Annotated in this window: 23 protein-coding genes and 1 pseudogene; 13 read left to right on the top strand and 11 right to left on the bottom strand. The window is 69.2% G+C overall.

Annotation, left to right across the window (positions count from 1 at the left end):
* Window positions 1-134: 134 nt before the first annotated feature.
* Genes M2165_RS09750 through M2165_RS09740 form a run of 3 tightly spaced genes read left to right on the top strand, consistent with a single transcriptional unit; the run spans window position 135 to window position 2,469 of the window.
* Entirely contained in the window at window positions 135-1,301 is a 1,167-nt protein-coding gene (locus M2165_RS09750; protein WP_280814446.1) for a homoserine O-acetyltransferase, read from the top strand.
* Window positions 1,298-1,885, top strand: coding sequence for a methionine biosynthesis protein MetW (gene metW, locus M2165_RS09745; protein ID WP_280814445.1), 588 nt, complete (start codon window positions 1,298-1,300; stop codon window positions 1,883-1,885). The genes M2165_RS09750 and metW overlap by 4 nt, the downstream gene beginning before the upstream one ends.
* Window positions 1,882-2,469: a YigZ family protein gene (locus M2165_RS09740; RefSeq protein WP_280814444.1), complete on the top strand. Its 588-nt coding sequence runs from the start codon at window positions 1,882-1,884 to the stop codon at window positions 2,467-2,469. Before metW ends, M2165_RS09740 begins: the two co-directional genes overlap by 4 nt.
* Here M2165_RS09740 and M2165_RS09735 read toward each other — a convergent pair.
* A complete protein-coding gene (locus M2165_RS09735) occupies window positions 2,414-3,331 on the bottom strand; it encodes an ion transporter (protein ID WP_280814443.1) in 918 nt (305 codons plus the stop codon). The two genes, M2165_RS09740 and M2165_RS09735, sit on opposite strands and share 56 nt — an antisense overlap.
* 141 nt (window positions 3,332-3,472) lie before the next feature.
* Here M2165_RS09735 and M2165_RS09730 point away from each other — a divergent pair, with 141 nt between their 5' ends.
* On the top strand, window positions 3,473-3,994 hold the full coding sequence (locus tag M2165_RS09730) for a polymer-forming cytoskeletal protein (RefSeq protein ID WP_280814442.1): 522 nt from the start codon (window positions 3,473-3,475) through the stop codon (window positions 3,992-3,994).
* Between the two features lie 105 nt (window positions 3,995-4,099).
* Here M2165_RS09730 and M2165_RS09725 read toward each other — a convergent pair whose 3' ends face one another.
* Window positions 4,100-4,891: a DUF72 domain-containing protein gene (locus M2165_RS09725; RefSeq protein WP_280814441.1), complete on the bottom strand. Its 792-nt coding sequence runs from the start codon at window positions 4,889-4,891 to the stop codon at window positions 4,100-4,102.
* Window positions 4,892-4,989: 98 nt separating this feature from the next.
* On the opposite strand from M2165_RS09725, the gene M2165_RS09720 reads away from it, so the two are divergent.
* Window positions 4,990-6,492 (top strand): M20 family metallopeptidase, encoded by a 1,503-nt coding sequence (locus M2165_RS09720; RefSeq protein WP_280814440.1) that lies wholly within the window; start codon window positions 4,990-4,992, stop codon window positions 6,490-6,492.
* Window positions 6,493-6,504: 12 nt separating this feature from the next.
* On the opposite strand, the gene M2165_RS09715 is transcribed toward M2165_RS09720, so the two are convergent.
* The 5 genes from M2165_RS09715 to M2165_RS09695 form a co-directional block, all read right to left on the bottom strand.
* Complete coding sequence (locus tag M2165_RS09715; RefSeq protein WP_280814439.1) at window positions 6,505-7,680, bottom strand: MFS transporter; 1,176 nt, start codon at window positions 7,678-7,680, stop codon at window positions 6,505-6,507.
* A 65-nt stretch (window positions 7,681-7,745) separates the two neighbouring features.
* Window positions 7,746-8,198 (bottom strand): YidB family protein, encoded by a 453-nt coding sequence (locus tag M2165_RS09710; RefSeq protein ID WP_280814438.1) that lies wholly within the window; start codon window positions 8,196-8,198, stop codon window positions 7,746-7,748.
* Window positions 8,199-8,302: 104 nt separating this feature from the next.
* Window positions 8,303-9,670: a M20/M25/M40 family metallo-hydrolase gene (locus tag M2165_RS09705; RefSeq protein ID WP_280814437.1), complete on the bottom strand. Its 1,368-nt coding sequence runs from the start codon at window positions 9,668-9,670 to the stop codon at window positions 8,303-8,305.
* A 75-nt stretch (window positions 9,671-9,745) separates the two neighbouring features.
* Window positions 9,746-10,480, bottom strand: coding sequence for a 16S rRNA (uracil(1498)-N(3))-methyltransferase (locus M2165_RS09700; protein ID WP_280814436.1), 735 nt, complete (start codon window positions 10,478-10,480; stop codon window positions 9,746-9,748).
* Window positions 10,481-10,496: 16 nt separating this feature from the next.
* The gene (locus M2165_RS09695; protein WP_280814435.1) at window positions 10,497-11,597 is read right to left on the bottom strand and encodes a phosphotransferase; all 1,101 of its coding nucleotides are present in this window, start codon (window positions 11,595-11,597) and stop codon (window positions 10,497-10,499) included.
* Between the two features lie 232 nt (window positions 11,598-11,829).
* On the opposite strand from M2165_RS09695, the gene M2165_RS09690 reads away from it, so the two are divergent.
* From M2165_RS09690 to rsmA, 3 genes are read left to right on the top strand one after another with little or no spacing between them, the layout of a single operon-like run.
* Entirely contained in the window at window positions 11,830-14,415 is a 2,586-nt protein-coding gene (locus M2165_RS09690) for an LPS-assembly protein LptD (protein WP_280814434.1), read from the top strand.
* Window positions 14,416-14,431: 16 nt separating this feature from the next.
* A complete protein-coding gene (locus M2165_RS09685) occupies window positions 14,432-15,841 on the top strand; it encodes a peptidylprolyl isomerase (RefSeq protein ID WP_280814433.1) in 1,410 nt (469 codons plus the stop codon).
* On the top strand, window positions 15,841-16,611 hold the full coding sequence (gene rsmA, locus M2165_RS09680) for a 16S rRNA (adenine(1518)-N(6)/adenine(1519)-N(6))-dimethyltransferase RsmA (protein WP_280814432.1): 771 nt from the start codon (window positions 15,841-15,843) through the stop codon (window positions 16,609-16,611). The genes M2165_RS09685 and rsmA overlap by 1 nt, the downstream gene beginning before the upstream one ends.
* Window positions 16,612-16,732: 121 nt before the next feature.
* Here the strand turns inward: rsmA and M2165_RS09675 are convergent, their stop codons facing one another.
* The 4 genes from M2165_RS09675 to M2165_RS09660 form a co-directional block, all read right to left on the bottom strand.
* Window positions 16,733-16,984 (bottom strand): hypothetical protein, encoded by a 252-nt coding sequence (locus tag M2165_RS09675; RefSeq protein WP_280814431.1) that lies wholly within the window; start codon window positions 16,982-16,984, stop codon window positions 16,733-16,735.
* A complete protein-coding gene (locus M2165_RS09670) occupies window positions 16,963-17,388 on the bottom strand; it encodes a barstar family protein (protein ID WP_280817508.1) in 426 nt (141 codons plus the stop codon). The genes M2165_RS09675 and M2165_RS09670 overlap by 22 nt, the downstream gene beginning before the upstream one ends.
* Window positions 17,389-17,438: 50 nt before the next feature.
* The gene (locus tag M2165_RS09665) at window positions 17,439-17,849 is read right to left on the bottom strand and encodes a ribonuclease domain-containing protein (RefSeq protein ID WP_280814430.1); all 411 of its coding nucleotides are present in this window, start codon (window positions 17,847-17,849) and stop codon (window positions 17,439-17,441) included.
* Window positions 17,850-18,030: 181 nt separating this feature from the next.
* Window positions 18,031-20,370: an NADP-dependent malic enzyme gene (locus tag M2165_RS09660; RefSeq protein WP_280814429.1), complete on the bottom strand. Its 2,340-nt coding sequence runs from the start codon at window positions 20,368-20,370 to the stop codon at window positions 18,031-18,033.
* 153 nt (window positions 20,371-20,523) lie between these two features.
* Between M2165_RS09660 and M2165_RS09655 the strand changes: the two genes are divergently transcribed.
* The 5 genes and pseudogenes from M2165_RS09655 (at window position 20,524) to M2165_RS09635 (ending at window position 26,628) form a co-directional block, all read left to right on the top strand.
* Complete coding sequence (locus M2165_RS09655; protein ID WP_280814428.1) at window positions 20,524-21,576, top strand: SPFH domain-containing protein; 1,053 nt, start codon at window positions 20,524-20,526, stop codon at window positions 21,574-21,576.
* Window positions 21,577-21,584: 8 nt separating this feature from the next.
* Complete coding sequence (locus M2165_RS09650) at window positions 21,585-23,069, top strand: DUF4178 domain-containing protein (protein WP_280814427.1); 1,485 nt, start codon at window positions 21,585-21,587, stop codon at window positions 23,067-23,069.
* A 57-nt stretch (window positions 23,070-23,126) separates the two neighbouring features.
* A complete protein-coding gene (locus tag M2165_RS09645; protein WP_280814426.1) occupies window positions 23,127-23,345 on the top strand; it encodes a DUF350 domain-containing protein in 219 nt (72 codons plus the stop codon).
* A 100-nt stretch (window positions 23,346-23,445) separates the two neighbouring features.
* Window positions 23,446-25,006 (top strand): annotated as a pseudogene (locus tag M2165_RS09640) (polyamine aminopropyltransferase).
* Window positions 25,007-25,020: 14 nt separating this feature from the next.
* Window positions 25,021-26,628, top strand: a complete 1,608-nt coding sequence (locus M2165_RS09635) for an FAD-dependent oxidoreductase (RefSeq protein ID WP_280814425.1) — start codon at window positions 25,021-25,023, stop codon at window positions 26,626-26,628.
* Window positions 26,629-26,677: the final 49 nt, after the last annotated feature.

The raw sequence follows: 26,677 nt of genomic DNA, 5'->3' as shown, positions 1-26,677 counted from the left end.
CTGCGCGCAGCCTGGGGGCTATACTCCGCCTTGCGCCGATTTGCTTCAGCTTGCGGGCGCTTTATAAATTCAGCTAAAGACAGTCCGTTGGCGATCGACCCGGCCCGTTTTTGGCGAGCCGGGTTTTTTCATTCATGTCGTCGTCAACTCCATTGGTCGTCACTGCGCAGTCGATGCAGTTCGCGGGTCCGCTGGCCCTGCGCAGCGGCGCCTCGCTGGCCGGCTACACGCTCGCCTACGAGACCTACGGCACGCTGAACGCTGCGCGCAGCAACGCGGTGCTGGTGTGCCATGCGCTCAATGCCTCGCACCACGTCGCGGGCACCTACGAGGGACAGGCCCGCTCCGAGGGCTGGTGGGACAACATGGTGGGACCGGGCAAGCCGGTCGACACCGACCGCTTCTTCGTGATCGGCGTGAACAACCTCGGCTCCTGCTTCGGCTCCACCGGACCGATGCACGTCAACCCGGCCACCGGCCGCGTGTACGGCGCCGACTTTCCCGTGGTGACGGTCGAAGACTGGGTCGATGCCCAGGCCGCGCTGCTCGACGCGCTCGGCATCCGCACGCTCGCGGCCGTCATGGGCGGCAGCCTGGGCGGCATGCAGGCGCTGTCGTGGACGCTGCAGTACCCCGAGCGCGTGCGCCATGCCGTGGTGGTGGCGAGCGCGCCCAACCTCACGGCCGAGAACATCGCCTTCAACGAAGTGGCGCGCCGCGCCATCGTGACCGACCCCGACTTCCACGGCGGCCATTTCTACGAGCACGGCGTGGTGCCCAAGCGCGGCCTGCGCATCGCGCGCATGATCGGCCACATCACCTACCTCAGCGACGACGTCATGAACGAGAAGTTCGGGCGCATCCTGCGCAATGCGGTCGAAGGCGAGACGCTGCCGGGGCAGGACTACCGCTACTCCACGCAGGAGATCGAGTTCCAGATCGAGAGCTACCTGCGCTACCAGGGCGACAAGTTCAGCGAGTACTTCGACGCCAACACCTACCTGCTGATCACGCGCGCGCTCGACTACTTCGACCCGGCCCGCGCGCACGGCGGCAACCTCAGCGAGGCGCTGGCGCGTGCCACCGCCAAGTTCCTGCTCGTGAGCTTCAAGACCGACTGGCGCTTCTCCCCCGCACGCAGCCGCGAACTCGTGAAGGCGCTGCTCGACAACCGCCGCAACGTGAGCTATGCCGAGATCGACGCGCCGCACGGGCACGACGCCTTCCTGCTCGACGACGTGCGCTACATGGGCGTGGTGCGCTCCTACTTCGAGCGCGTGGCGCAGGAGATCGCGCAATGAGCGACATCGAGACCCAGCGCCTCATCGCCTCGCTCGTGCCCGAGGGCGCGCGCGTGCTCGACCTCGGCTGCGGCGACGGCGCCCTGCTCGACCTGCTGCAGCGCGAGCGCGGCTGCAGCGGCTACGGCGTGGAGATCGCCGACGGCAACGTGCTGCAGTGCATCCGCCGCGGCGTCGACGTGATCCAGCTCAACCTCGACGAAGGCCTCGCGATGTTCGACGACGCCTCCTTCGACGTGGTGCTGCAGATCGACACGCTGCAGCACCTGCGCAACGCCGAGGTCATGCTGCGCGAGACCGCGCGCGTGGGCCGCATCGGCATCGTCGCCTTCCCGAACTTCGCGCACTGGCCGAACCGCATCAGCATCGCGCGCGGCCGCATGCCCGTGACGCGCCGGCTGCCCTACCAGTGGTACGACACGCCCAACATCCGCGTCGGCACCTTCAAGGACTTCGAAGTGCTGGCGCAGAAGAACCGGCTGCGCGTGCTCGATGCCTTCGGGCTGCAGGAAGGCCGCCCGGTGCGCTGGCTGCCCAATGCGCGCGCGGGCACGGCGGTGTTCAAGTTCGAGCGGGGCGGATGAGCTTCACGCTGGCGCAGCCGGTCCACAGCGACCTGGTCGTCAGGAAGAGCCGCTTCATCGGCTGCGTGCAGCCCGTGGCCGATCGCGCGGCCGCGCAGGCCGTGGTCGCCGCCCTGCGTGCCGCGCACCCTGCGGCGGCGCACGTGTGCTGGGCGCTGATGGCCGGCGGCGCGTCGGCCGCCAACGACGACGGCGAGCCGGGCGGCACCGCGGGCCGGCCGATGCTCGAGGTGCTGCGGCACCAGCAGATCGAAGGCGCGCTCGCGACGGTGGTGCGCTACTTCGGCGGCGTGAAGCTCGGCGCCGGCGGACTGGTGCGCGCCTACACCGATGCGGTGGCGCAGGCACTGCTCGGCGCCGCGCTGGTGCCGCTGGTGCGCCAGCGCAGCCTGTGCTGCGCCGTGTCCTATGCGCTGGAGGGCCTGGTGCGGCGCGAACTCGCGGCGGCCGGCGCGGTGCTCGAGGACGTGGACCACGGCGATGCGGTGCGCTTCGCGTTCCGGCTTCCCGCGCCCGAGGCCGACGCCTTCATCGCCCGCCTCGACGATGCTGCAGAAGGGCGCGTCGCCTGGCTGCCGGCGTGAGCCGACGCGGCGGCGCGGCGGGCGGTGGCGTCATGGCCAGGATGCCGCGGCCGCCGAGCGGCACGCCCTCGTCGTCGGGCCCGCGGCGCGCCATCTCGGCGGTGACGATGCCCGTCGGCACCGCCAGCACGCCCCAGCCCAGCAGCATCATCACCGAGGCGATCGCGCGGCCGAGGTCGGTCTTCGGCACCAGATCGCCGAAGCCCACCGTGGCCATGGTCGAGATCGCCCAGTAGATCGCCGTCGGGATGCTCGTGAAGCCGTGCTGCGGCCCCTCGACCACGTACATCAGCGTGCCCATCACCAGCACCACCAGCGTCACGAAGCCCACGAACACGATGATCTTGCGCCGGCTCGCGGCCACGGCGGAGACCAGCGCGCGGTATTCGACCGAGTAGCGCGAGAGCTTGAAGATGCGGAACACGCGCAGAAGCCGCAGCACGCGCACGTCGATGAGGTAGGCGAGCTCGGGCGCGAACGCCACCAGGTAGGTCGGCAGCAGCGCGAGCAGGTCGATCACGCCGTAGAAGCTCAGCGCATAGCGCAGCGGCCGGTTCACGCACGCGAGCCGCGCGATGTACTCGAGCGTGAAAAGAATGGTGAACACCCATTCGAAGCTGTTGAAGAGCGGCCGCCATTGCTCGCGGATCGATTGCACGCTGTCGAGGATCACGACCAGCACGCTGGTCACGATCACCGCGATCAGCGCGAGGTCGAACATCAGCCCGGCGCGCGTGTCGGCCTCGAAGATCACCGTGAAGAGGCTGCGCCGCCAGCCGGAGGCGGGCTTGTCGAAGCGCGAGTCGGTGTCCGAGGAGACGGCGAAGGTCCGGGCGGTGGAATCGGTGTGCGGTCGTGTCATCTGGGGATGCCGGGGTCACGTGAATCGCCATTGTGGCCATGCGGCGTGGCAGGGACTTATTCGGTTACGTTTATTGCGCAATGAAGTGCCGCGGGCCGCGGACGCGTTCTTACGATAGTCGCTTTGTTGAGGAGCTCCCCATTGGCCACACAGTCCCCCTTTTTCGGCAAGCGTGATCGTGACAGCGATTCGTTGACCTCCCGCCCCGCGCCGCTGGTGGGCTCGGGCACCAATCTCTCGGGTTCGCCCGTCAATCCCTCGTCGCTCACGGCCCAGCAAGGTGGTCTCGGCGCGGCGCCCGCTCCCGCCGCCGCGAAGGAAGGTGGCAGCAAGCTCACGGTCGGCCCGAACATCAAGCTGAAGGGCGTCGAGATCACCGACTGCGACACGCTCGTCGTCGAAGGCCTGGTCGAAGCGACCATGGACTCGCGCCTGATGCAGATCGCCGAACAGGGCGAGTTCAAGGGCTCGGCCGAGATCGACATCGCCGAGATCCGCGGCATCTTCGACGGCAACCTCACGGTGCGCGAGAAGCTCGTGATCCACTCGACCGGCAAGGTCACGGGCAAGATCCGCTACGGCAAAATCGTGATCGAGGAAGGCGGCCAGATTTCCGGCGAGATCAGCTTCGGCGCCAAGCCGGCACTGCAAGCCGCAGCTTGACCACGGCCCCCCGGCTTTTCACTCCGCTTCGCTGCGTGTAACGCCACCCCCCGAGGGGGAGGCGCGGGCCGCCTTGGGAGCGGCCCGGCGGCGCCCGCAGGCCCGCTAAGCCGCCGCGGGCGGGGTCCATCCCAGGCGCTCCAGCAGGGCACCGGCCGCGGCCGGTGCCTTTTCCTTGGCGCCGTTGATGAAGTAGACGAACACCTCGCGCTTCTTCGGCGCGGTGGTCCATCCGCGCGCACGCTCGGCCCAGGCGTCGAGCGCCTTCGGCGCGTAGCCGGTCTTCTGCTTGGCGTCGGCCATCATGAGCCGTGCATAGGCCACGTCGCCCTCGGGCTCCTCGAACGAGGGAAACTTGTCGGCATCGGTGAACACGGTCGACACCTTGTACTTCTTCGCGAGCGCCCGGTAGGCCGGCACGATGAAGCTCTCGTGGCGCACGTCCATCACGTGGCGCAGGGTGCGGCTGCCCTCCTTCTTCGGCAGCAGCGCGAGAAAGGCCTCGAAGTCCTCGGCATCGAACTGCTTCGTGGGCATGAACTGCCACACGATGGGCCCGAGCTTGTCGCCCAGTTCGCTCACGCCGCTGTCGATGAAGCGCTCGATCGATTCGCCCGCGGTGGCGAGCACCTTGCGGTTGGTCGAGAAGCGCGAGGCCTTCATCGAGAACACGAAGTCCTCGGGCGCCTCGTCGTGCCACTTGCGGAAGGTCTCGGGCTTGAAGGTGCTGTAGTAGGTGCCGTTGACCTCGATGGCGCTGACCTTGCGGCTCGCATAGCTCAACTCCTTCGCGTGCGCGAGCCCCTTGGGATAGAAGTTGTCGCGCCAGGGCTCGTAGGTCCAGCCGCCGATGCCCACCCGGATCGCCGGGTTCCGAGTCGATGATGCCTTGCTCACAGTGCGCTTTCGGGTTGAGATCACCGCACTCTACGCGGGGTCGCGGCCGGGCGCAAAATGCGCTTTTCCTCCTTTTTCCTTCCGCGCGGAGAACCCCGATGAACGCCCCCCTGCACCGCGAAATGCCCGCCGGCACGCTCGACGCCGAGCGCGCCCTGTCCGACGTCACCGCCCAGTGGGACGGCGACATCCTGAAGCAGCTCACCGACTACATCGCGATCCCGGCCAAGTCGCCGGGCTTCGACAAGGACTGGTCGGCCCACGGCCACCTCGACACCGTGCTGCGCAATGCGGCGGCGTGGGTCGAGGCGCAGAAGGTCGAGGGCCTGAAGCTCGAGATCGTGCGCCTCGAAGGGCGCACGCCGGTGCTGTTCTTCGAGGTGCCGGCCAGCGGCACCGACATGCGCGAGACGGTGTTGATGTACGGCCACCTCGACAAGCAGCCCGAGTTCACCGGCTGGCGCAACGACCTCGGCCCCTGGACGCCCAAGTACGAGAACGGCCTGCTCTACGGCCGCGGCGGCGCCGACGACGGCTATGCGGTCTACGCGAGCATCGCCGCGCTGCAGGCGCTCAAGAACCAGGGCGCGGCGCATCCGCGCATCGTGGGCCTGATCGAGACCTGTGAGGAAAGCGGCTCCTACGACCTGCTGCCCTACGTCGATGCGCTGCGATCGCGGCTCGGCGAGGTCGAGCTCGTGATCTGCCTCGACTCGGGCGCCGGCAACTACGACCAGCTCTGGCTCACCACCTCGCTGCGCGGCATGGCGAGCGGCACGCTCAAGGTCGAGGTGCTGACCGAGGGCATCCACTCGGGTGACGCCTCGGGGCTCGTGCCCTCCAGCTTCCGCATCATGCGGCAGGTGCTCGACCGCCTCGAGGACAGCAAGACCGGCCGCCTGCTGCCCGCGAGCTTCCACTGCGAAGTGCCCGCGGACCGCCTCGCGCAGGCGAAGGCCACGGCCGCGATCCTCGGCGACGAGGTCTACAAGCGCTTTCCATGGGCGCACTACGACTGCGGCGGCTCGACCGTGTTCGCGCTGCCGACCACCACCGACCCGGTCGAGGCACTGCTCAACCGCACCTGGAAGCCCACGCTCTCGGTGACCGGCGCCGAGGGCTTCCCGGCGCTCAAGGACGCCGGCAACGTGCTGCGGCCCTACACCGCCTTCAAGCTCTCGCTGCGGCTGCCGCCGCTGGTCGATGCGGCCCAGGCGGTGCAGGAGCTCAAGACGCTGCTCGAGGACAACGCGCCCTACCAGGCCCGCGTCACTTTCGAGAGCGGCGGCGGCGCCACCGGCTGGAATGCGCCCACGATCACGCCGTGGTTCGAGGATGCGCTCAACAAGGCGTCGAAGGCGCATTTCGGTGCCTCCTGCGGCTACATCGGCCAGGGCGGCACGATCCCGCTGATGAACATGCTGAGCGCCGGCTTCCCCAAGGCCCAGATGATGGTCTGCGGCGTGCTCGGGCCGAAGAGCAATGCGCACGGCCCGAACGAGTTCCTGCACGTGCCCTATGCGAAGAAGCTCACGGCCGCCGTGGCCGAAGTGATCGCGGCGCTGCCGGCCGCACGCCGCACGGCGGCGCAGGCGGCCTGAAGCGGCCGGGTCTCAGGCGTTCGCGGCCGCTGCGCGCCGGTTGCGCTGCCCGAGCCACAGCAGCGCGGCGCCGGTGATCGCCACCGGCACCAGCGAGCCGTAGTTCAGCAGCTGCCAGCCCTGGGTGGTCACCAGCACGCCCGAGGCGAACGAGCTCAGCGCGAGCGTGCCGAACACGCAGAAGTTGAGCGCGCCCTGGGCACGGTCGCGTTCTTCCGGCGTGTACGCGGTGAGCGAGAGCGTGGTGCTGCCGGTGAACAGGAAGTTCCAGCCCACGCCGAGCAGGAACAGCGCCGCGAGGAAGTGGTGCAGGTCCACGCCCGAGAGCGCGATCGCGATGCAGGCGAAGTTGAGCACCAGCCCCACGCCCATCACCGGCAGCGCGCCGAAGCGGCGGATCAGATGGCCGGTGAAGAAGCCCGGCGCGAACATGCCGATCACATGCCACTCGAGCACCAGTGCGGCATCCGAGAACGGCAGGCTGCAGATCTGCATCGCGATCGGCGTGGCGGCCATCAGCAGGTTCATCACGCCGAAGCCCAGCGCACCCGCGGCCGCCGCGACGATGAAGACCGGCTGCCGCATGATCTCGCCCAGCGGGCGGCCGGCCGCGCCCTGCCGGCGCGGCGGTGCCGGCGGAAACTCGATGAAGCGCATGAACAGCATCGCGAGCAGCGCCACCGCCGCCAGCGCGAGGTAGGCGCCCGCGAACGGCACCGCCAGCGCCTCGCGCGTGGCGGCCGCGAGGTTCGGGCCCGCCACCGCGCCGATCAGCCCGCCGGCCATCACCAGCGAGACCGCCTTCTCGCGCCAGGCCGGCACCGCAAGCTCGGCCGCCGCGAAGCGGTAGAGGCTCGCATTGGCCGCGTAGTAGCCGGCCACCACGGTGGCGAAGCACAGCAGCCAGAAGTTCTTCGAGATCGCCGCGAAGGCGCACAGCAGCGCCGAGCCGAACGCCACGGCCAGTCCGATCTGGAACGAGCCGCGGCGGCCGAAGCGCTGCTGCGTGCGCGCCACGAGTCCGGTGGCGAGCGCGCCGCCCACCACGTAGCCCATCACCGGCAGCGTGGCCATCCAGCCGCGCGGCGCGATGCTCAGGCCGACCAGGCCGTTGATCGCGATGAAGGTGACGTTGTTCGTGAGGAACAGGCCCTGGCAGATGGCGAGGAGCCAGAGGTTGCGGTTCATGGCGAGGGGGCGGGAAAAAAAAAGCGCCCTCCCGGGCGCGGTGTGGCAGCAGCGGTGGCAGCGGCTCACGGCTGCCGGTTCTGCAGCAGGCCGCCCAGCGTGGCCAGCAGGTCGTTCGGGTTGTCCACCCCCTGCGCCGGCAGCTTGCCGTGGGGCGTCAGCCTGTCGATGAGCACCGGCAGCATGGTCGCGAGCATCGGCAGCAGCGTCTGGGCGTTGATGCCGAGCTTCGCGGCGATGTTGGCGATCGTGTCGCTGCCGAGCGCGTCCTGCACCTGGTCGCCCGAGACCGGCCGGTTCTCGCCGGTGCCGATCCAGGAGCCGACCACGTCGCCCATGCCGGCCTGCTCGAACTTGGAGACCAGCCCGCCGAGGCCGCCCTGGCTGCCGTTGTTGGCCAGCAGGCTGCCGAGCACGCCGGCGAGGCCGCCGAGCTCGCCCATGCCCGCGCCTTGCGAGGACTGTGGAGAGGCCGCGCCTCCGAGCACCTGGCCGAGTACCGAGTCGAGCATTCCCATGTCCGTTTCCTTCCGAGGTATGTCAAAGAACCGCCGGCATTCTGAGCCCGGCGGGGGCGAGGGCCGGATGCAACCGCCCCTTGCGAGGGCGGGAGCGTGACAAATTACTTGGTACGCGCCGGGCGCTTGGGCAGCAGCGCGGGGCTCACCCCTTGCACGCCGACGAGGCCGAGCACCGTCACGAGCGAATTCTGCGCGCCCTTCCATGCATCTGTCACGTCGATCGACTCGCTCAGCGCATGGAAGCCCGCGGCCTTGCCGCCGCCGCCGATGATGATCGCGGGCACGCCGTAGGACATCGGCACGTTGGCGTCGGTGCTGCCGCCGCGCAGCAGGGTCTTGTGGCCGAAGGCGGTGTTCGAGCGCGTGGCCGCCTCGACGATCACCGAATCCGGCGGCGTGCGACCGCCCGGGCGGTCGCCGATCAGCTTGTTGCTCGCGCTCAGCGTGCCCACGTTCCAGCGCTTGTTCTCCTCGGCCACCGCTTCGTCGATGGCGGCGAGGATCTTCTTCTCGGTCTCGAGCAGCGAGGCCATGTCGTCGGAGCGGATGTCGATCGCCATGCGCGCGTCGGGCGCGATGGTGTTCACCGAGGTGCCGCCGCCCACGGTGCCGACGGTGAAGGTGGTCTTCGGGAAGGTGGGCGTGCGCACCTCGGCGATCTTGGCGATCGCGCGCCCCATGCCGTGGATCGCGCTCGGCACCTGGCCGAAGGCCGCGAAGCTGTGGCCGCCCGGTCCCTTGAACGTGACCTCGTAGCGGTGGCTCGCGGTGCCGAGGATCAGCACGTTGCCGTCGGGCGAAGGCTCGATCCCGACCATGCCGTCGATGTCGAGGTGGTCGCGGAAGATGGCCTTCATGCCGCGCAGGTTGCCGAGCTCTTCCTCGCCGACGTTGGCGACGAACAGCAGGTCGCCCACGGTCTGGATCTTCTGGTCGTTGAGCACCTTGAGCCACGACAGCAGCACCGCGAGGCCGCGCGTGTCGTCGGCAATGCCGGGCGCATGGAGCTTGCCGTCGCGCTCCTTCACCTTCACGTCCGTGCCGCTCGGAAACACGGTGTCGAGGTGGGCCGAGACCAGCAGCTTCGGGCCGTTGCCGGTGCCCTTGCGCAGTCCGACCACGTTGCCCTCGGCATCGATCTTCGCGTCCGCGAGGCCGAGCGCCTTCATGCGCGCGAGGAAGGCTTCGGCGCGCTTCTGCTCCTTGAAGGGCGGCGCTTCGATCTCCGTCAGCATCTTCAGGTCCTCGACCGAGCGGTCGTGGTCGGCCTTGACCGCGTCGAGCAGCTTCTGCACCGCCGGCGCCGCGAGCAGCTGGGTGAAGGCTTTTTCCACCTCGGGCGAGACCTGGGCCGGCGTGGGAGCCACCGCGTTGTTCTGGGCCTGCGCGCCCTGCACCGCGCAGAGCATCGCGAGGACCAGCGGAGCGAGGGGAGCGAGGCGGCGAAGGGCGCGTGGGGAGCGGTGCATGGCGTGAGGGTCCTTTTCTGTCGGGATGGAAACGGGTGAAGCAAACAAGACGGGAAGGCGGTCCGCGCAGGCCTTCTAGGGCTCGGCGAGCGCGACGAGCGCCGCGAGCGCCGCGGTCTCGGCGCGCAGCACGCGCGCGCCGAGCGTGACCGGCGCGAAGCCGCGGGCCAGCGCCTCCTGCTCCTCGGCGCCGCTCAGGCCGCCCTCGGGGCCGCTGAGCACCAGCACGGCGCCGCCAGCGGGTGCCGCGGCCGCGGCCTCGGCGAGGCGCCGCGTGCCGTCGGCGAGGCTCAGCACCAGCCGCAGCGCGCCGGGCCCGGCGGGCAGGTCGGCCCAGGCCGGGAGGTTCGAGAACGGGCGCACCGGATGGATCGCCGGCACGCGGTTGCGGCCGCACTGCTCGCAGGCCGCGACGGCGATCGCCTCCCAGTGCGCGCGCTTCTTCTCGGCGCGCTCGCCCGAAAGGCGCAGCACGCCGTGCGCGGTCATCAGCGGCTGGATGCTCGCCACGCCGAGTTCGGTGGCCTTCTCGACCAGCCAGTCCATGCGCTCGTTGGCCGGCATGCCCACCGCGAGGTGCACCGCGCGCGGCGCCTCGCGCTCGACGGCCGAATGCGCGCCGACCGTCACCGAGACATCGCTGCGCCCCATGCGCTCGACCGTGGCCGCGTATTCGCCGCCCCGGCCGTCGAACAGCGTGAGCGCCTCGCCCGGCTGCATCCGCAGCACCTGCACGTGGCGCGCCGCGCCGGGCGGCAGCGCCAGCGTGGCACCGGCGGCCAGGGGCACGGGGCAGTGGAAGCGGGGCATCCGGGGGGTGCGGTCCCTAGACCCGGCCGTAGGCGAAGCCGACGAGCGGCGACGTGCCTTCGATCTCGTCGATCGCGCGCAGCAGCGGCGTCAGTTCGTTGTAGCGGCTCGCGGTGGCGCGGATGTAGCCGATGAAGCGCGGCGTGTCGGCCAGGTAGCGCGGCTTGCCGTCGCGCAACGTGAGGCGGGCGAAGATGCCCGCCACCTTCAGATGGCGCTGCAGCCCCATCCACTCGACCGCCTGGTAGAAGGCGCCGAAATCCTCGTCGACGGGCAGCCCCGCCTTGCGCGCGGCCTGCCAGTAGCGCACCGTGATGTCGAGCACGAACTCCTCGTCCCAGCTCAGGAAGGCGTCGCGCATCAGGCTCGCGATGTCGTAGGTGATCGGCCCGTGGACCGCGTCCTGGAAGTCGAGCACGCCGAGCGCTCCCTCGGGGGCCGCATCCACCATCAGGTTGCGCGGCATGAAGTCGCGATGCACGTAGACGCTCGGCGAGGCCAGGTTGCTTTCGACGATGAGCGCGAAGCTGCGTTCGAGCCGCTCCTTGAGCTTGCCCTCGACCGCGATGCCGCGGTGGCGGCCGACGTACCACTCGGGAAAGAGCGCCAGCTCGCGTTCGAGCAGCGCCCGGCCGTAGGGCGGCAGCACGCCGGGCCTGGAGGCGAGCTGCCAGCGGACCAGCGCGTCGATGGCCTTGTCGTAGAGCGGGCGGCTGGCGTCGGGCCGGGCCGGGTCGATCACGTCCAGCATGGTCTGCCGTCCGAGGTCGTCGAGCAGCAGGAAGCCGTTGGCGCGGTCCCATTCCAGCACCTGCGGCGCCTTCACGCCGGCCTCGGCCATCAGCCGCGCGACCTGCACGAAGGGCTCGCTGTTCTCCTTGTCGGGCGGGGCGTCCATCACGATGCGCGTGCCCGCGCCGCCGGCGGCATCGACGCGGAAGTAGCGCCTGAAGCTCGCATCGGCCGACGCGAGCCGCACCGTGCCGGGCTGGAGGCGCTGCGCTTCGGCGATGCCGGCCAGCCAGGCCTCGAAAGCCGCGGCCCGCTGCGGATCGGCCCAGGTCACGGGAATGGCAGGGGGAGCGGGCGCGATGGCCGGGGGCGGGGGTGCTGTCATGGATAATCGATTCTACAAATCCGCCTGGCGCGGCAACTCCTGCGGCCCTTGCAAGTCGAACGCGTTGCCGCCGGCTCCTGCAACCTGCCGGCCTGCCGCGCCGTCCTCCCGACGATCTTCGTTCCTGACCGATGCCTACGATCCAAAGCTCCCCCGTTTGGCACCCTGTGCACTCGCAACCCCGGGCGGCCGGGGCGCGGGCCGTTCCCGGAACGACGCGGAGCGGGGCCTGATGCGCCGGCGTGCCGTCGCCTTGCGGCGCCCGGGGCCGCCCCTGCCGCTGGCCGTGCTGTCGCTCGCGCTGCTGCATGCGCACGGCGCGTCCGCCCAGCCGGCCGGCGGCCTCGACGGCCCGCTCACGCTCAAGCGCACGCCGCAGCTGACCGAAACCCTGCCCGACAACGTGCGCAGCCAACTGCCGAGCCTGATCACCGGCGACCGCCTCTCGGGCCGCCAGGATCTGGAGACCGTGGTCGAAGGCAACGCCACGCTGCGCCGCGGCGAGCTCGCGATCACCGCCGACCGGCTCGAGTACTACCAGCCCGAGGACCGCGCCCGCGCCACCGGCAACGTGCGCGTCAACCAGGCCGGCAACGTGTACGAAGGCCCCGAGCTCCAGCTCAAGCTCGAGACCTTCGAGGGCTTCTTCAACAACGTGCGCTACAGCTTCCTCGCGACCGGCGGCCATGGCGAAGCGCAGCGCATCGACTTCGTCGACAGCAACGTGTCGGTGGCCCGCGCCGCCACCTACACCACCTGCCGCCGCGAGGACTTCCCCGGCTGGATGCCGGCCTGGCTGCTGAGCGCGGCCACGCTGACCACCGACACCGAGGAGAACGTCGGCGTCGCCACCGACGCGCGCCTGAGCTTCATGGGCATCAGCACGCCGGCGCTGCCGAGCGTGAGCTTCCCGCTGTCGAACGAGCGCAAGAGCGGCCTGCTGCCGCCCACGGTCGGCATCGACAACACCAACGGCATCGAGATCTCGCAGCCCTACTACTGGAACATCGCGCCGAACCGCGACGCCACGTTCACGCCCACGCTGATGAGCAAGCGCGGGCTCAACCTGGGCTCGGAGTTCCGCTACCTCGAGAAGCAGTACAGCGGCAGCATCCGCCTCGACCTGATGGGCAGCGACCGCCTCGTGGGCCAGCGCTACAACGAGGCCCGCGCCGCGCAGCTCCAGCAGTTCAACAACGGCGAGATCTCGGCTTCCGACCTCACGTTCGGGCCGCGCCCGAGCACCAAGCGCTGGGGCATCTGGGCCAATCACCACCAGGACTTCGACGCCAAGGCGCTCGGTCTCGATTCGCTCTCGGCCAGCATCAACATCAACCGCGTCAGCGACAACGACTACTGGCGCGACTTCACGCGCACGCCCACGCTGGCGGCGCGGCAGCTGTCGAACGACGCGTCGCTCAACTGGAGCAAGGGTGACTGGAGCGGCGGCATCCGAGCGCTGCGCTACCAGACGCTGCAGTACAACCTGTCGCCGATCGTGCCGTCGTACGACCGCATGCCGCAGATCACGGCCAACTACGCCAAGTACGACTGGCACGGCTTCGACGTGGCGCTGAACCTCGACTACACGCGGTTCCGGGTCAACACCATCCTGGCCGGCCAGCCGGGCTTCGACATCGTCCAGCAGTCGCAGCCCGACGGCGACCGCGCACTCGCGATCGCCTCGATCAGCCGGCCGTTCATCACGCCGAGCTCCTTCGTGATCCCGAAGCTGCAGCTGAACACGGCCTCGTACAACTACTACCTGCCGCAGTCGGACGTGCCGAAGCTCACGGTGAACGGCACCACGTACGTCAACGGCGTGCCGTACAACCAGAATTCGCTCTACTTCTTCGGCACCTCGAGCAACCGCACGGTGCCGACCTTCAGCCTCGACAGCGGGCTGATCTTCGAGCGCGACGCGAGCTACTTCGGCCGCGCCTTCCGCCAGACGCTGGAGCCGCGCGCCTACTACGTCTACACGCCGTTCCGCAACCAGAGCATGCTGCCGAACTACGATTCGGCGCAGAACGACTTCAGCTTCGCGACCATCTACACCGAGAACGCGTTCTCGGGCAACGACCGCATCTCCGACACCAACACGCTCACGCTCGGCGTGACCTCGCGCCTGATCGACCCCGACACCGGCGCCGAGGCGGCGCGCTTCGGCGTCGCGCAGCGGCTGCGCTTCAGCGACCAGCGCGTCACGCTGCCGAACGGCACGCCGGTGACCGACCGCGCGAGCGACCTGCTCGTGGGCGCGCAGATCAACTGGACGCCCAAGTGGAGCCTGGACACGGTCGTCCAGTACAACCCCGACACCCAGCGCTCCGAGCGCGCGGCCATCAGCGCGCGCTACAACCCGGGCCCGTACCGCAACCTGAGCGCGGCCTTCCGCTACCAGGCGCCGACCACCCCCACCGCGACCGACGGCAACAAGTCCATCGACGTCGGCTGGCAGTGGCCGATCAACGACCTGTGGGGCGACAAGGGCAAGGACCTCGGCCCCGGCAAGGGCCAGGGCGGCGGTCGCTGGTACGCGGTCGGCCGGCTCAACTACAGCCTGCAGGACCGGAAGCTCACCGACGGCGTGCTCGGCTTCGAGTACGACGGCTGCTGCTGGATCGGACGCGTGGTGCTGCAGCGCATCACCACCGGCCAGGTGACGGCCAACACCCGCATCATGTTCCAGCTCGAGTTCGTCGGCTTCTCGAGCATCGGATCGAGCCCCATGCAGACCCTGCGCTCCAACATCCAGCGCTACCAGCCCCTGCGCACGCCCACCGAAGGGCCGAGCCGCTTCACCAATTACGACTGAGACGATCGAGCACGCCATGAAACACACCCGTTCCATCCTCACCCTGGGCTGCCTGGTGGCACTGGCCGCGAGCGCCGGCGCGCAGGGGCTGCGCCCCGGCGGCGGCAGCGGCATCACGGACATCATGCGCGCGGGCCCCCGCCTCGCGCCGCCGGCCCCGCGCAGCGCGGCGCCCAGCGCACCGCCGGTGCAGCGCTCGGCCGAATACATCGTCGCGCTCGTCAACTCCGAGCCGATCACCAACACCGAGGTGCAGTCGCGCGTCACGCGCCTGATCCAGGAGAACCCCGAAGCCCAGCGCGCGCCGCGCGCCGAACTCACCCGCTTGGTGCTCGAGCGGCTGATCTCCGAACGCGCCCAGTTGCAGCTAGCGAAGGAAAGCGGCATCAAGGTGGACGACGTCGCCATCGACCAGGCGGAGCAGACCGTGGCGCGCCAGAACCAGCTCACCGTCGAGGAACTGCGCCGCCGCGTGGTGGCCGAAGGCATCTCGCCGCGCGAATTCCGCAATGACCTGCGCGACCAGCTGCTGCTCACGCGGCTGCGCGACCGCGAGGTGGAATCGAAGATCAAGATCAGCGACGCCGAGGCCGACGAATACCTGCGCGACCAGCGCAATGCGCCCAACAAGGACGCGGCGCTGCAGAACATCAACCTCGCCCACCTGCTGGTGGCCGTGCCCGAGAACGCCACCGACGCACAGGTGGCCACGCTGCAGCAGAAGGCCCAGGGCCTCGCGCAGCGCGCGCGCTCGGGCGAGGACTTCGCCAAGCTGGTGCAGGAGAACTCCGATTCGCCCGACCGTGCCAACGGCGGCGCGATCGGCATGCGCACCGCCGACCGCTACCCCTCGCTCTTCGTCGAAGCCGTGCAGTCGACGCCGGTCAACGGCATCGCGGGGCCGATCCGCTCGGGCGCGGGCTTCCACGTGCTCAAGGTGCTGGCCAAGGCCCAGCTCGGCGCGACCGACGCCACGGTGACGCAGACGCAGGTGCGCCACATCCTGCTGCTCAACGACCCGAAGCGCACCACCGCGCAGGCCGTGGCGCAGCTCGCGGAGTTCAAGCGCCGCCTGCAGGCCGGCACCGCCGACTTCGCCGGCCTCGCGCGCGACAACTCGCAGGACGCGAGCGCCAAGGAAGGCGGCGACCTCGGCTGGTCGCGGCCCGGACAGTTCGTGCCCGAGTTCGAGGAAGCCATGGACCGGCTCGCGCCCGGGCAGATCAGCGACCCTGTCGTGTCGCGCTTCGGCGTGCACCTGATCCAGGTGGTCGGACGCCGCGAATCCAAGCTCACGCAGGCCGAGCAGCGCGAGGCCGCGCGCGCCGTGCTGCGCGAGCAGCGCGTCGAGGAGGCCTTCACCACCTGGGTGCAGGAAGTGCGCGCACGCGCCTACGTGGAATACCGCGACCCGCCGCAGTCCTGATGGCGCAGCACATCGCCCGGAAGCGGTTCGGGCAGCACTTCCTGTCCGACGGCGGGATCATCGATGCGATCGTGAAGGAGATCGCGCCGCAGCCCGGCGATGCGATGGTCGAGATCGGTCCGGGGCTCGCGGCGCTCACGCAGCCGCTGGTCGAGCGGCTCGGGCGGCTCACCGTGGTCGAGCTCGACCGCGACCTCGCGAAGCGCCTGCGCGAGCATCCGCAGCTCGAGGTGATCGAGTCCGACGTGCTCAAGGTCGACTTCGCGGAACTGGCCGGCCGCTTCGCCACGCCGCTGCGGGTGGTGGGCAACCTGCCCTACAACATCTCGACGCCCATCCTGTTCCACCTGCTGGGCTTCGCCCACCTCGTGGCCGACCAGCACTTCATGCTGCAGAAGGAAGTGATCGACCGCATGGTGGCCCGCCCGGCCACGTCCGACTACAGCCGCCTGAGCGTGATGCTGCAGTGGCGCTACGAGATGGAGAACGTGCTGTTCGTGCCGCCCGAGAGCTTCGACCCCCCGCCGCGCGTCGACAGTGCCGTGGTGCGCATGGTGCCGCTCGCCGAACCTCCGGCCGTCGATGCCGCCCGCCTCGGCGAGATCGTGCAGGTCGCCTTCAGCCAGCGCCGCAAGATCATGCGGCACACGCTGGGCAAGTGGCTCGAGGCGCACGCCTTCGCCGGCGAATTCGATCTGCAGCGCCGCGCCGAGGAAGTGCCCGTGGCGGAGTACGTCGCGCTGGCGCAGGCCGTTGCGCCCACCCCATAGAAAAAGCCCGCCGAGGCGGGCTTTCGTTCGGGAAACACCGCGGAACTGGCTCTGCCAGGCCGCAGGTGTTGCCCCCTCGAGGGGGAGGCGGCTACACGAAGTGAGCCGCTTCGGGGGTGGGCTATGCCGCGGCGAGCCAGTAACCTGCATTGAAGGGGCTGCTCATGCGCAACGCGAGCGGCGAGACGTCGACCAGTTTGTCGGTCGGCATCTTCTCGCCTTCAGGTTCCGTGGCGGCCGCCGTCGCGGTCGTGGCGGTGGTGTTGCCGTTGATTTCGATGCCATCGAGTGCTGCGCCGTTCGGCTGAGCCTCGTTCGCCCGTTCTGCTTGGCTGGTGGATGCAGAACGGGCTACAGAAAAGAATAGAAGCACCGGAATGGGACTTTCCGGTCTCCCCAGTAGTCGGCGGCGTCGCGGAAGATGTCGAGCAGCTGCTCGCGCGCTTCCTTGTCGAACTTGGCGTTGGCCGGGATCTGCTCGAGCACGATCACGAAACCGGGCTGCGGGCCCGATTTATGCAACGGGTCGGTCATGCAGTCGTACAGCGCGTCGAAGTTCTTCCCGAAGTGCGCCGGAAAGGTGAACTGCTGGGCGATCAGGTCGAGCACGTCCTGCTTGGTCTGGGCGTTGCCCAGGTTCGCGTACAGGAAATGCTGGCCCGCGGCATTGGCGGCCTCCTGCAGTTCGTTCACGCGGAAAGCGCGAATCGACTGCACGATGTTCGGGCGCACGGAACGAAGGGATAAGGTCATCTCCGCTGTTTTTTCCATAGTCATCATCATTTCTTCGGGGCGCTTCGGGGCGCCGCTCAAGTCTTTGTCATCGCTCATGGCGCGATCCGCCTGAAACTCGCATAGTGGTCCGCCGTGTACCAGCAGGCCTCGGGTGCCGTTCGCTGCTCACCGCCGCAGACGATGCGCCGGGCACCGCGGTCGCGCGAGCCGGGCGTTGCCACCGTGTACTCGCGGTAGTGACCGCGCCGCGCCGGCGGCAGAAGACGCTCGCGATTGCCGAATACCGTGCCGTCCTTTTCGTATCGGAAGGGGCCGCCGTTCAGAATGGCCTCGTAGGTACGCCGTCCCTGTGCCGGCAGATCGGACAGGGCGATGGTTTCCTGGGCGGACTTTCCGGCGCCGAACCATTCGCGGGCCCCTGCCCCCGTCGCCAACGCCGCCAGCATGAAGCCGGTGAGCGCAAACTTAGTGAAAGAGGACGTGATCGAGGCGTAAGCCGCCATGGGGCACCACAAGAAAAGAGCGGGATTCCGAATCGGCGGTAAACCTTGGGGTTAACCCGCAAATTCAAGCCCGCGAGTGTGCACCACGCTGGCGAAAATAGCAAGCGACTGCCCAAAGTTTGAGCAGTGCGAGGGGCTGGAGAGTGGCCCCTTAAGTGGGTAGCCACTCTCTTCCGAGGGCTTATCTCTCGGCGTTGGCGTCGGCCACCGTCAGCGCTGTCATGTTGACGATGCGGCGCACGGTTGCGCTGGCGGTGAGAATGTGCACGGGTTTGGCCGCACCGAGCAGCACCGGGCCGATCGCGATGTTGCCGCCTGCCGCCGTCTTGAGCAGGTTGTAAGAAATATTGGCTGCGTCGATGTTCGGGAAAACGAGCAGGTTGGCGTCGCCGGCCAGCGCGCTGTGCGGCATGACGACCGCGCGCTGCTTGCTGTCGAGCGCCACGTCGCCGTGCATCTCGCCGTCGACCTCGAGCCAGGGGGCCTGCACGCGCAGCAGGTCGAGGGTCTTGCGCATCTTGACCGCGCTCGGCTCGTTGCTGGTGCCGAAGTTCGAATGCGACAGCAGCGCCGCCTTCGGCTTGAGGCCGAAGCGCATCATTTCCTCGGCCGCCATCGTGGTGATCTCGGCCAGTTCCTCGGGCGTGGGGTCGTAGTTGACGTGCGTGTCGACCAGGAACACCTGGCGGTCGGGCAGCAGCAGGCCGTTCATGCAGGCGTACACCGGCACGTCCTGCGGCGTGCTCGCGCAGCCGCCGGGGCGCTTGCCGATCACCTGGTCGATGTAGTGCAGGTGGATCAGCGTGGTGCCCCAGGTGCCGCAGATCATGCCGTCGACCTCGTCCTTGTGCAGCAGCATGGCGCCGATCAGCGTCAGGCGGCGGCGCATCTCGATCTTGGCGGTCTGCACCGTCTGGCCCTTGCGCTCGGTCATGCGGTGGTAGGTCTGCCAGAAGTCGCGGTAGCGGTGGTCCTGCTCGACGTTGACGATGTCGTAGTCCAGCTCTTCCTTGAGCCGCAGGCCGAACTTCTCGATGCGCTGCGCGATGATGGCCGGCCGGCCGATCAGCGTCGGGCGCGCGATGCCCTCGTCGACCACGATCTGCGCGGCGCGCAGCACGCGCTCTTCCTCGCCCTCGCAATAGGCCACGCGCTTCTTCGCGGCGCGCTTGGCGGCGTCGAAGATCGGCTTCATCGTGGTGCCCGATGCGTAGACGAAGCTCTGCAGCTTGTCGCGGTAGGCGTCCATGTCCTTGATCGGGCGCAGCGCCACGCCGCTCTCCTCGGCCGCCCGGGCCACGGCCGGCGCGATCTTCATCATCAGGCGCGGATCGAAGGGCTTCGGGATCAGGTACTCGGGGCCGAAGCTCAGCTTCTCGCCGACGTAGGCGGCCGCCACGCGCTCGCTCTGCTCGGCCTGGGCCAGCTCGGCGATCGCATGCACCGCGGCGATCTCCATCTCGTCGGTGATCGTGGTCGCGCCCGAGTCGAGCGCGCCGCGGAAGATGTACGGGAAGCACAGGACGTTGTTGACCTGGTTCGGGTAGTCGGTGCGGCCGGTGGCCATGATCACGTCGGGGCGCACCGCATGCGCTTCCTCGGGCGAGATCTCGGGATTTGGGTTGGCCAGCGCGAAGATCACCGGCCGCGGCGCCATGCGCGCCACCATCGCGGGCTTGAGCACGCCGCCGGCCGAGAGGCCGAGGAACACGTCGGCGCCCTCGATCACCTCCGAGAGCGTGCGCGCCGTGGTCTTCTGCATGTACTGGCGCTTGTCGTCGTCCATGAGTTCGGTGCGGCCTTCGTAGACCACGCCGGCGAGGTCGGTCACGAACACGTTCTCGCGCTTCAGGCCCACCTTGAGCAGCAGGTTCAGGCAGGCGAGCGCCGCGGCGCCCGCGCCGGAGGTGACCAGCTTGACCTCGCTGATGTCCTTGCCCGCGACCTTGAGGCCGTTGAGCATGGCCGCGGCCACCGTGATCGCGGTGCCGTGCTGGTCGTCGTGGAAGACCGGGATCTTCATGCGCTTGCGCAGCTCGCGCTCGATGTAGAAGCAGTCGGGCGCCTTGATGTCCTCGAGGTTGATGGCGCCGAAGGTCGGCTCCAGCGCGGCGATCACCTCGACCAGCTTGGCCGGGTCCTTCTCGTCGATCTCGATGTCGAACACGTCGACGCCGGCGAACTTCTTGAACAGCACGCCCTTGCCTTCCATCACCGGCTTGGAGGCCAGCGGGCCGATGTCGCCGAGGCCGAGCACCGCGGTGCCGTTGGTGATCACCGCCACCAGGTTGCCGCGCGCCGTGTACTTGAAGGCGTTGGCCGGGTCCTTGACGATTTCCTCGCAGGGCGCGGCCACGCCGGGCGAATAGGCCAGCGACAGGTCGCGCTGGTTGACCATCTGCTTGGTGGCGGCGATGGCAATCTTGCCCGGCACCGGAAGCTCGTGGTACTCGAGGGCGGCGCGCCGCAGCTGCGCGCGCTTGTCTTCGGGCGTGGGGATCGATGAGGTCGAATCGGACATTGGCCGTTGCTCCTAGCAGCGCTTCTTCTGGGGGCGCCGATTGTAGACCTCGGCCATTCAGGCATAGGCCGCCCGGCCGGCCGGACCGACGTCAAGCTTTGTTAACGCTGTGGCAATATGCGCAGTCCGGGAAAAAACACACGAGGAGTGACCATGGCCCTGATGGATTTCATCAAGAAACAGTTCATCGACATCATCCAGTGGACCGAGACGGGCGACGGCACGCTCGCCTGGCGCTTTCCGATGGCGGAGATGGAAATCCAGAACGGCGCCTCGCTCACGGTGCGCGAGTCGCAGGTCGCGGTGTTCGTCAACGAAGGCCAGGTGGCCGACGTGTTCGGCCCCGGCATGTACAAGCTCACGACGCAGACGCTGCCCGTGCTCACGTACCTGAAGAACTGGGACAAGCTCTTCGAGTCCCCCTTCAAGAGCGACGTCTACTTCTTCAGCACGCGCCAGCAGGTGGACCAGAAGTGGGGCACGCCGCAGCCCATCACCATCCGCGACAAGGACTTCGGCGCGGTGCGCCTGCGCGCCTTCGGCAACTACAGCTTCCGCATCGGCGATGCCAAGCGGTTCCACACCGAGATCTCCGGCACGCGCGACACCTACACGGTGGCCGACCTCGACGGCCAGCTGCGCGGCCTGGTGCTGCAGAACATCAGCAATGCGATCGCCGCGAGCGGCGTGCCCTTCCTCGACCTGGCGGCCAACCAGATCCAGTTCGCGCAGGCGCTTGCCGCGCAGCTCGTGCCCGAGTTCGAAAAGATCGGCATCAAGCTCGAGAACATCACGGTGCAGAACGTCTCGCTGCCCGAAGAGCTGCAGAAGATCCTCGACCAGAAGATCGGCATGGGCATGGTCGGCAACGACATGGGCAAGTTCATGCAGTACCAGACCGCGCAGGCGATCCCCAAGTTCGCCGAGGGTGCCGGCAACGGCGGCGGCGGCATTGCGGGCGACGCCATGGGGCTCGGTGCCGGCGTGGCGCTCGGCCAGGTGCTGGCGCAGAACCTCGCGCAGGGGCTGAGCCCCAACGCCGCGGCCCAGGCCGCGGCGACCCACCAGCAGCCCGCGGTGGCGGTGGTGAGCCCGGCCGACGTGATGACCACGCTCGAGAAGCTCGGTGAGCTCAAGAGCAAGGGCATCCTGACGCAGGAAGAGTTCGACGCCAAGAAGGCCGAATTGCTCAAGAAGCTGGTCTAACAACCAGCATGGTCGAGCAAGCAGGCGCCCAGCGCGCCTACCGTGCGCCCTGCCCCGGCTGCGGCGCGCCGGTCGAATTCAGGTCCGCGCAATCCACGCATGCGGTCTGCCCGTACTGCCAGAGCACCGTCGTGCGACGGGGCGAGACGCTCGCGCGCGTCGGCAAGATGGCGGAGCTCTTCGACGACTTCAGTCCGCTGCAGCTGTTCGCCGCGGGCCGCATCCAGGACCAGCCCTTCACCGTCGTCGGCCGGCTGCAGTACAGCCATCCCGGCGGCCGCTGGACCGAATGGATCGTCGCGCTCGATGGCGACCGCACCGGCATCCTGAGCGAGGACAACGGCGCCTACGTGTTCGCGCTGCCGTTCGCGCTGCAGCGCGCCGCGCCGCCGCCGACCGACCTGCGCGTGGGCGCGACCAGCGCCTTCAACGGCCAGAGCTACACCGTCTCCTCGAACGAGCAGGTGGCGTTGCTGTCGGCGCAGGGCGAGCTGCCGCACCTGCCCGAACTCGGCCGCCCGTTCCCGATGGTCGAGCTGCGCAGCGAGAACGGCCTGGTGCTCAGCCTCGACTACGGCACGCAGCCGCCGGGCGCCTACCTCGGGCGCTCGGTGCAGCTCGAGGATCTGCAGCTCACCGGCCTGCGCGACGAATCGGCCAAGGAAGAGAAAGGCCGCGCCTTCAACTGCCCGAACTGCGGCGCGCCGGTCACGGTGAACTTCGCCCAGAGCAAGAGCATCACCTGCCGCTCGTGCAACAGCATCATCGACCTGACGCACGGCATCGGCGGCGAGCTGCGGCACGCCGAGCAGGACGAACCGGTCCGGCCGCTGATCCCGCTCGGCAGCACCGGCCAGCTGCAGGGCGCCCAATGGCAGGTGGTGGGCTTCCAGCACCGCATGGGCGTGGAGCCCGGCGACGACGAGCACTTCGGCTGGAACGAATACCTGCTCTACAACAAGAAGCGCGGCTTCAGCTTCCTCGTCGATGCCGAGGACGGCTGGAGCATGGTCAAGCCGACCACGGGCGCCCCGCAGATGGCCGAGAACGGCCACAGCGCCACCTACCTGGGCACGCGCTACCAGCAGCAGTACGCCTACAACGCCGAGACCACCTACGTGGCGGGCGAGTTCTACTGGCAGGTCGAACGCGGGCAGAAGACCTTCAACCGCGACTTCGCCAACGGCAAGGCCCTGCTGTCGATGGAGCGTTCGGCCAACGAGCTGACCTGGTCCTCGGGCAGCAAGCTCGACAGCGGCGTGATCTCGGCCGCCTTCAAGCTCGACGACAAGAAGGACCTGTTCACGCGCAGCGACGCGCTGCCCGTCAGCGCCGCCTCGGGGCTGGGCTGCGGGACGATCATCCTGATCGTGATCGTCCTCATCGTGCTGCTGATCATCCTGAGCACCTGCAGCAGCAGCGGCTCCTCGAGCGGCTACCGCGGCTCAGGCGGCTCCTACGGCGGCTACTCGAGCGGCGGCGGCCACAAGTGAGGCCGCCGATGCCGCGTTGTTCTTTTCTTTCTTCTGCTACTACGACTGGAGGTCCCCATGGGATTTGAATGGCTGAAACCGGGCGTGGTCCTCGGATCGCTCGTCTATGCGCTGATCGGCGTGGTGATCTTCTGGCTGTGCTTCCTCATCATCGACAAGCTCACGCCCTACGACCTGTGGAACGAGATCGTGGAGAAGCAGAACGTCGCGCTCGGCCTCGTGGTCGCGGCGATGAGCCTCGGCATCAGCATCATCGTCGCTGCCGCAATTCACTAGCCCCCCGGCTTTGCACTCCGCTTCGCTGCGTGTCATTCGCCACCCCCCGAGGGGGAGGCGCGGTCCGCCTTGGGGCGGCCCGGCGGCGACCGCCTGACCCATGCAACCTTCCGCCAGTCCGCAGGCCGCCCCCAAGGGGCCGCAACCGGTCGAGATCGCGCTGCTCGCGAGCGTGTTCGTGGTCGCGGCCTGCGGCCTCGTCTACGAGCTGACCGCGGCCGCGCTGAGCTCCTACCTGCTCGGCGACTCGGTGCTGCAGTTCAGCACCATCATCGGCACCTACCTGTTCGCGATGGGCGTGGGCTCGTGGCTGTCGCGCTATTTCGAGCGCCAGCTGCCGGCGCACTTCCTGCGCATCGAGCTGCTGGTGGCGCTGATCGGCGGTGCGCTGCCGGCAATCCTCTTCCTGGCCAACGCCTACGTGCCGGGGCGCCTTCCGGCTGCTGCTCTACGGGCTGGTGATGGTGGTCGGCACGCTGGTCGGGCTCGAGATTCCGCTCGTGATGCGCATCCTCAAGCGCAACGTGGTGCTCAAGAACCTGGTCTCGCAGGTGCTGACCTTCGACTACCTCGGCGCCCTTGCGGTGTCGGTGGCGTTCCCGCTGATCCTGGTGCCGCAGCTCGGCATGATCCGCACGGGCCTGCTGTTCGGCTTCATGAACGCGGCGGTGGCGCTGTGGGCGCTCTGGCTGTTCCGCCACGAGCTGCGGCGCGTCGGCGCGCACCTCGCGGCCTGTCTGCTGTCGCTCGCGGCGCTGGTGGCAGGCTTCGTCGGCGCCGACCACATCACCACGCTGGCCGAGGACAAGTTCTACCAGGACCGCATCGTCTTCAGCGCCAGCTCGCCCTACCAGCGCATCGTCGTCACGCGCGGGCAGCTCGGCCACCGCCTCTTCCTCAACGGCAACCTGCAGTTCGCCGAGCGCGACGAGTACCGCTACCACGAGGCGCTGGTGCATCCGGTGATGGCCGCGCACGGCGCGCCGAAGAAGGTGGCGGTGCTCGGCGGCGGCGACGGCATGGCGGTGCGCGAGATCCTCAAGTACCCCTCGGTCGAATCGGTCACGCTGGTGGAACTCGATCCGAACATGACGACGCTCTTCACCACGCACCAGACCCTGGCCGCGCTCAACGGGCATTCGCTGTCCTCGCCGAAGGTGAAGGTCGTCAACACCGATGCCTTCCGCTGGCTGCAGCAGCCCGAAGGCGCCGATGACCTCTACGACGTGATCGTGGTCGACTTCCCCGATCCCACCAACTTCGCGATCGGCAAGCTCTACACCGGCAGCTTCTATGCGCTGCTCGACAAGCGTCTCGCGGCCAGCGGCTACGCGGTGATCCAGACCACCTCGCCGCTGGTGGCGCGCAGGAGCTACTGGACGGTCGCCACCACCATCGAATCGGTCGGGCTCACCGCCACGCCCTACCACGCGCACGTGCCGAGCTTCGGCGAATGGGGCTTCGTGATCGCGAGCCGCCGGCCCTACCGCCTGCCCGATGCGCTGCCCGCGGGCCTGCGTTTCCTGTCGCCCGCCACGCTGCCGCTGATGTTCGACTTCCCGCTCGACATGGCGCGCGTGCCGGCCGACGTGAACCGGCTTTCCAACCAGACCCTGGTCACCACCTACGAGCGCGAGTGGGGCAAGGTCATGGGGCACTAGCGGCGTCCGGCGCGATGCAGCGGCGCGAATTCCTCGGCATGGCGGCCGGCGCGCTCGCGCTCGCGGGCTGCGAACCGGCGCCGGCGATCGAAGGCGGCTTCAACGGCGTCGACCTCGCGCGCGGCCACGCGATGCGCGACGGCACGCTGAAGGCGCTGCCGCCCGCGCGCACGCGCCGCACGCGCGTGCTGATCGCCGGCGGCGGCGTGGCGGGCCTCGCGGCCGCGCGTGCGCTGCGGCTCGCGGGCGTCGACGATTTCGCACTGCTCGAACTCGAGGACACCGCGGGCGGCAACGCGCGCGGCGGCAGGCTCGGGGGCATCGCCTGCCCCCTCGGCGCCCACTACCTGCCGGTGCCCGGCGACGATGCGCACGAGGTGCAGGACCTGCTGGAAGAACTCGGCCTGCGCCAGCGCGTCGCCGGCCGCTGGGTCTACGACGAGCGCAGCCTCTGCCACAGCCCGCAGGAGCGGCTTTTCTTCCAGGGCGAATGGCAGGACGGCCTGCTGCCGGTGCACGGCGTGGGCGCCGGCACGCAGGCGCAGTACCGCCGCTTCGCGCAGCGCATCGACGCGCTCCAGCATGCGGCGCACTTCGTCATTCCCGCGCTGCGCGCCGAGCACACCCCCGAGCTGCTGGCGCTCGATGCGGTCGCGTTCTCGCGCTGGCTCGATGCCGAAGGCTTCGGCGACGCGCACCTGCGCTGGTATCTGGACTACTGCTGCCGCGACGACTACGGTGCCGGCATCGAGCAGGTCTCGGCCTGGGCCGGCATCCACTACTTCGCGAGCCGGCACGGCTTTCATGCGCCGGGCGCGGCCGGCGACAGCGACGCGGGCGCGGAGCGCGACGGCGTCCTCACCTGGCCCGAAGGCAACGGCTGGCTCACGCAGCGGCTCGCCGCGCCGCTCGGCGAGCGGCTGCACACCGGGCAGGTCGTCATGCGCATCGCCGAAGTGCGCGGCGGCGTGGAGGTCGACGCCTGGGATGCGGCCTCGAATTCGCTCGTGCGCTGGCAGGCCGAGCGCTGCATCGTCGCGCTGCCGGTGTTCATCGCCGCGCGCGTGGTCGAGAACCCGCCCGGGCTGCTGAAGAGCGCCGCCGCCCATCTGCGCCATGCGCCCTGGCTGGTCGCCAACGTGCACCTGCGCGCGCCGCTGGCCGACCGCCCCGGCGCGGCGCCGAGCTGGGACAACGTGATCCACGGCACGCGCGGCCTGGGTTACGTCGATGCGCGCCACCAGTCGCTCGACCCCACGCCGCGCGGCACGGTGCTGAGCTGGTACCGCCCGCTGGGCCCGAGCCGCTACGACGTGGGCGACGGCCGCCGCCTGCTGCTCGAACGGCCCTGGACCGCTTGGCGCGACGAGCTGCTCGCCGAGCTCTCGGTGCCGCATCCCGACCTGCCCGCGCTCGCCACGCGCATCGAGATCACGCGCTACGGCCACGCGATGGCCATGCCCACGCCGGGCCTGCTCGCGCAGCTCGGCGCGGCGGATGCGACGCGCCGCGGCACCGTCGCCGCCGGGCGGCTTTCGTTCGCGCATGCGGACTGGTCGGGCTATTCGATCTTCGAGGAAGCGTTCACGCGCGGGCACCTTGCGGGCGCTGCGCTCGCATGAGGCCTTGCGCCGGCCGGCGCGCGCGAAGGAGACGCCGGTGTCGATGTCA

Source organism: Variovorax sp. TBS-050B (assembly GCF_029893635.1).
GTDB lineage: Bacteria > Pseudomonadota > Gammaproteobacteria > Burkholderiales > Burkholderiaceae_C > Variovorax.
The sequence above is the reverse complement of the archived record's forward strand: the minus strand, read 5'-3'. Positions and strand labels throughout refer to the sequence as shown.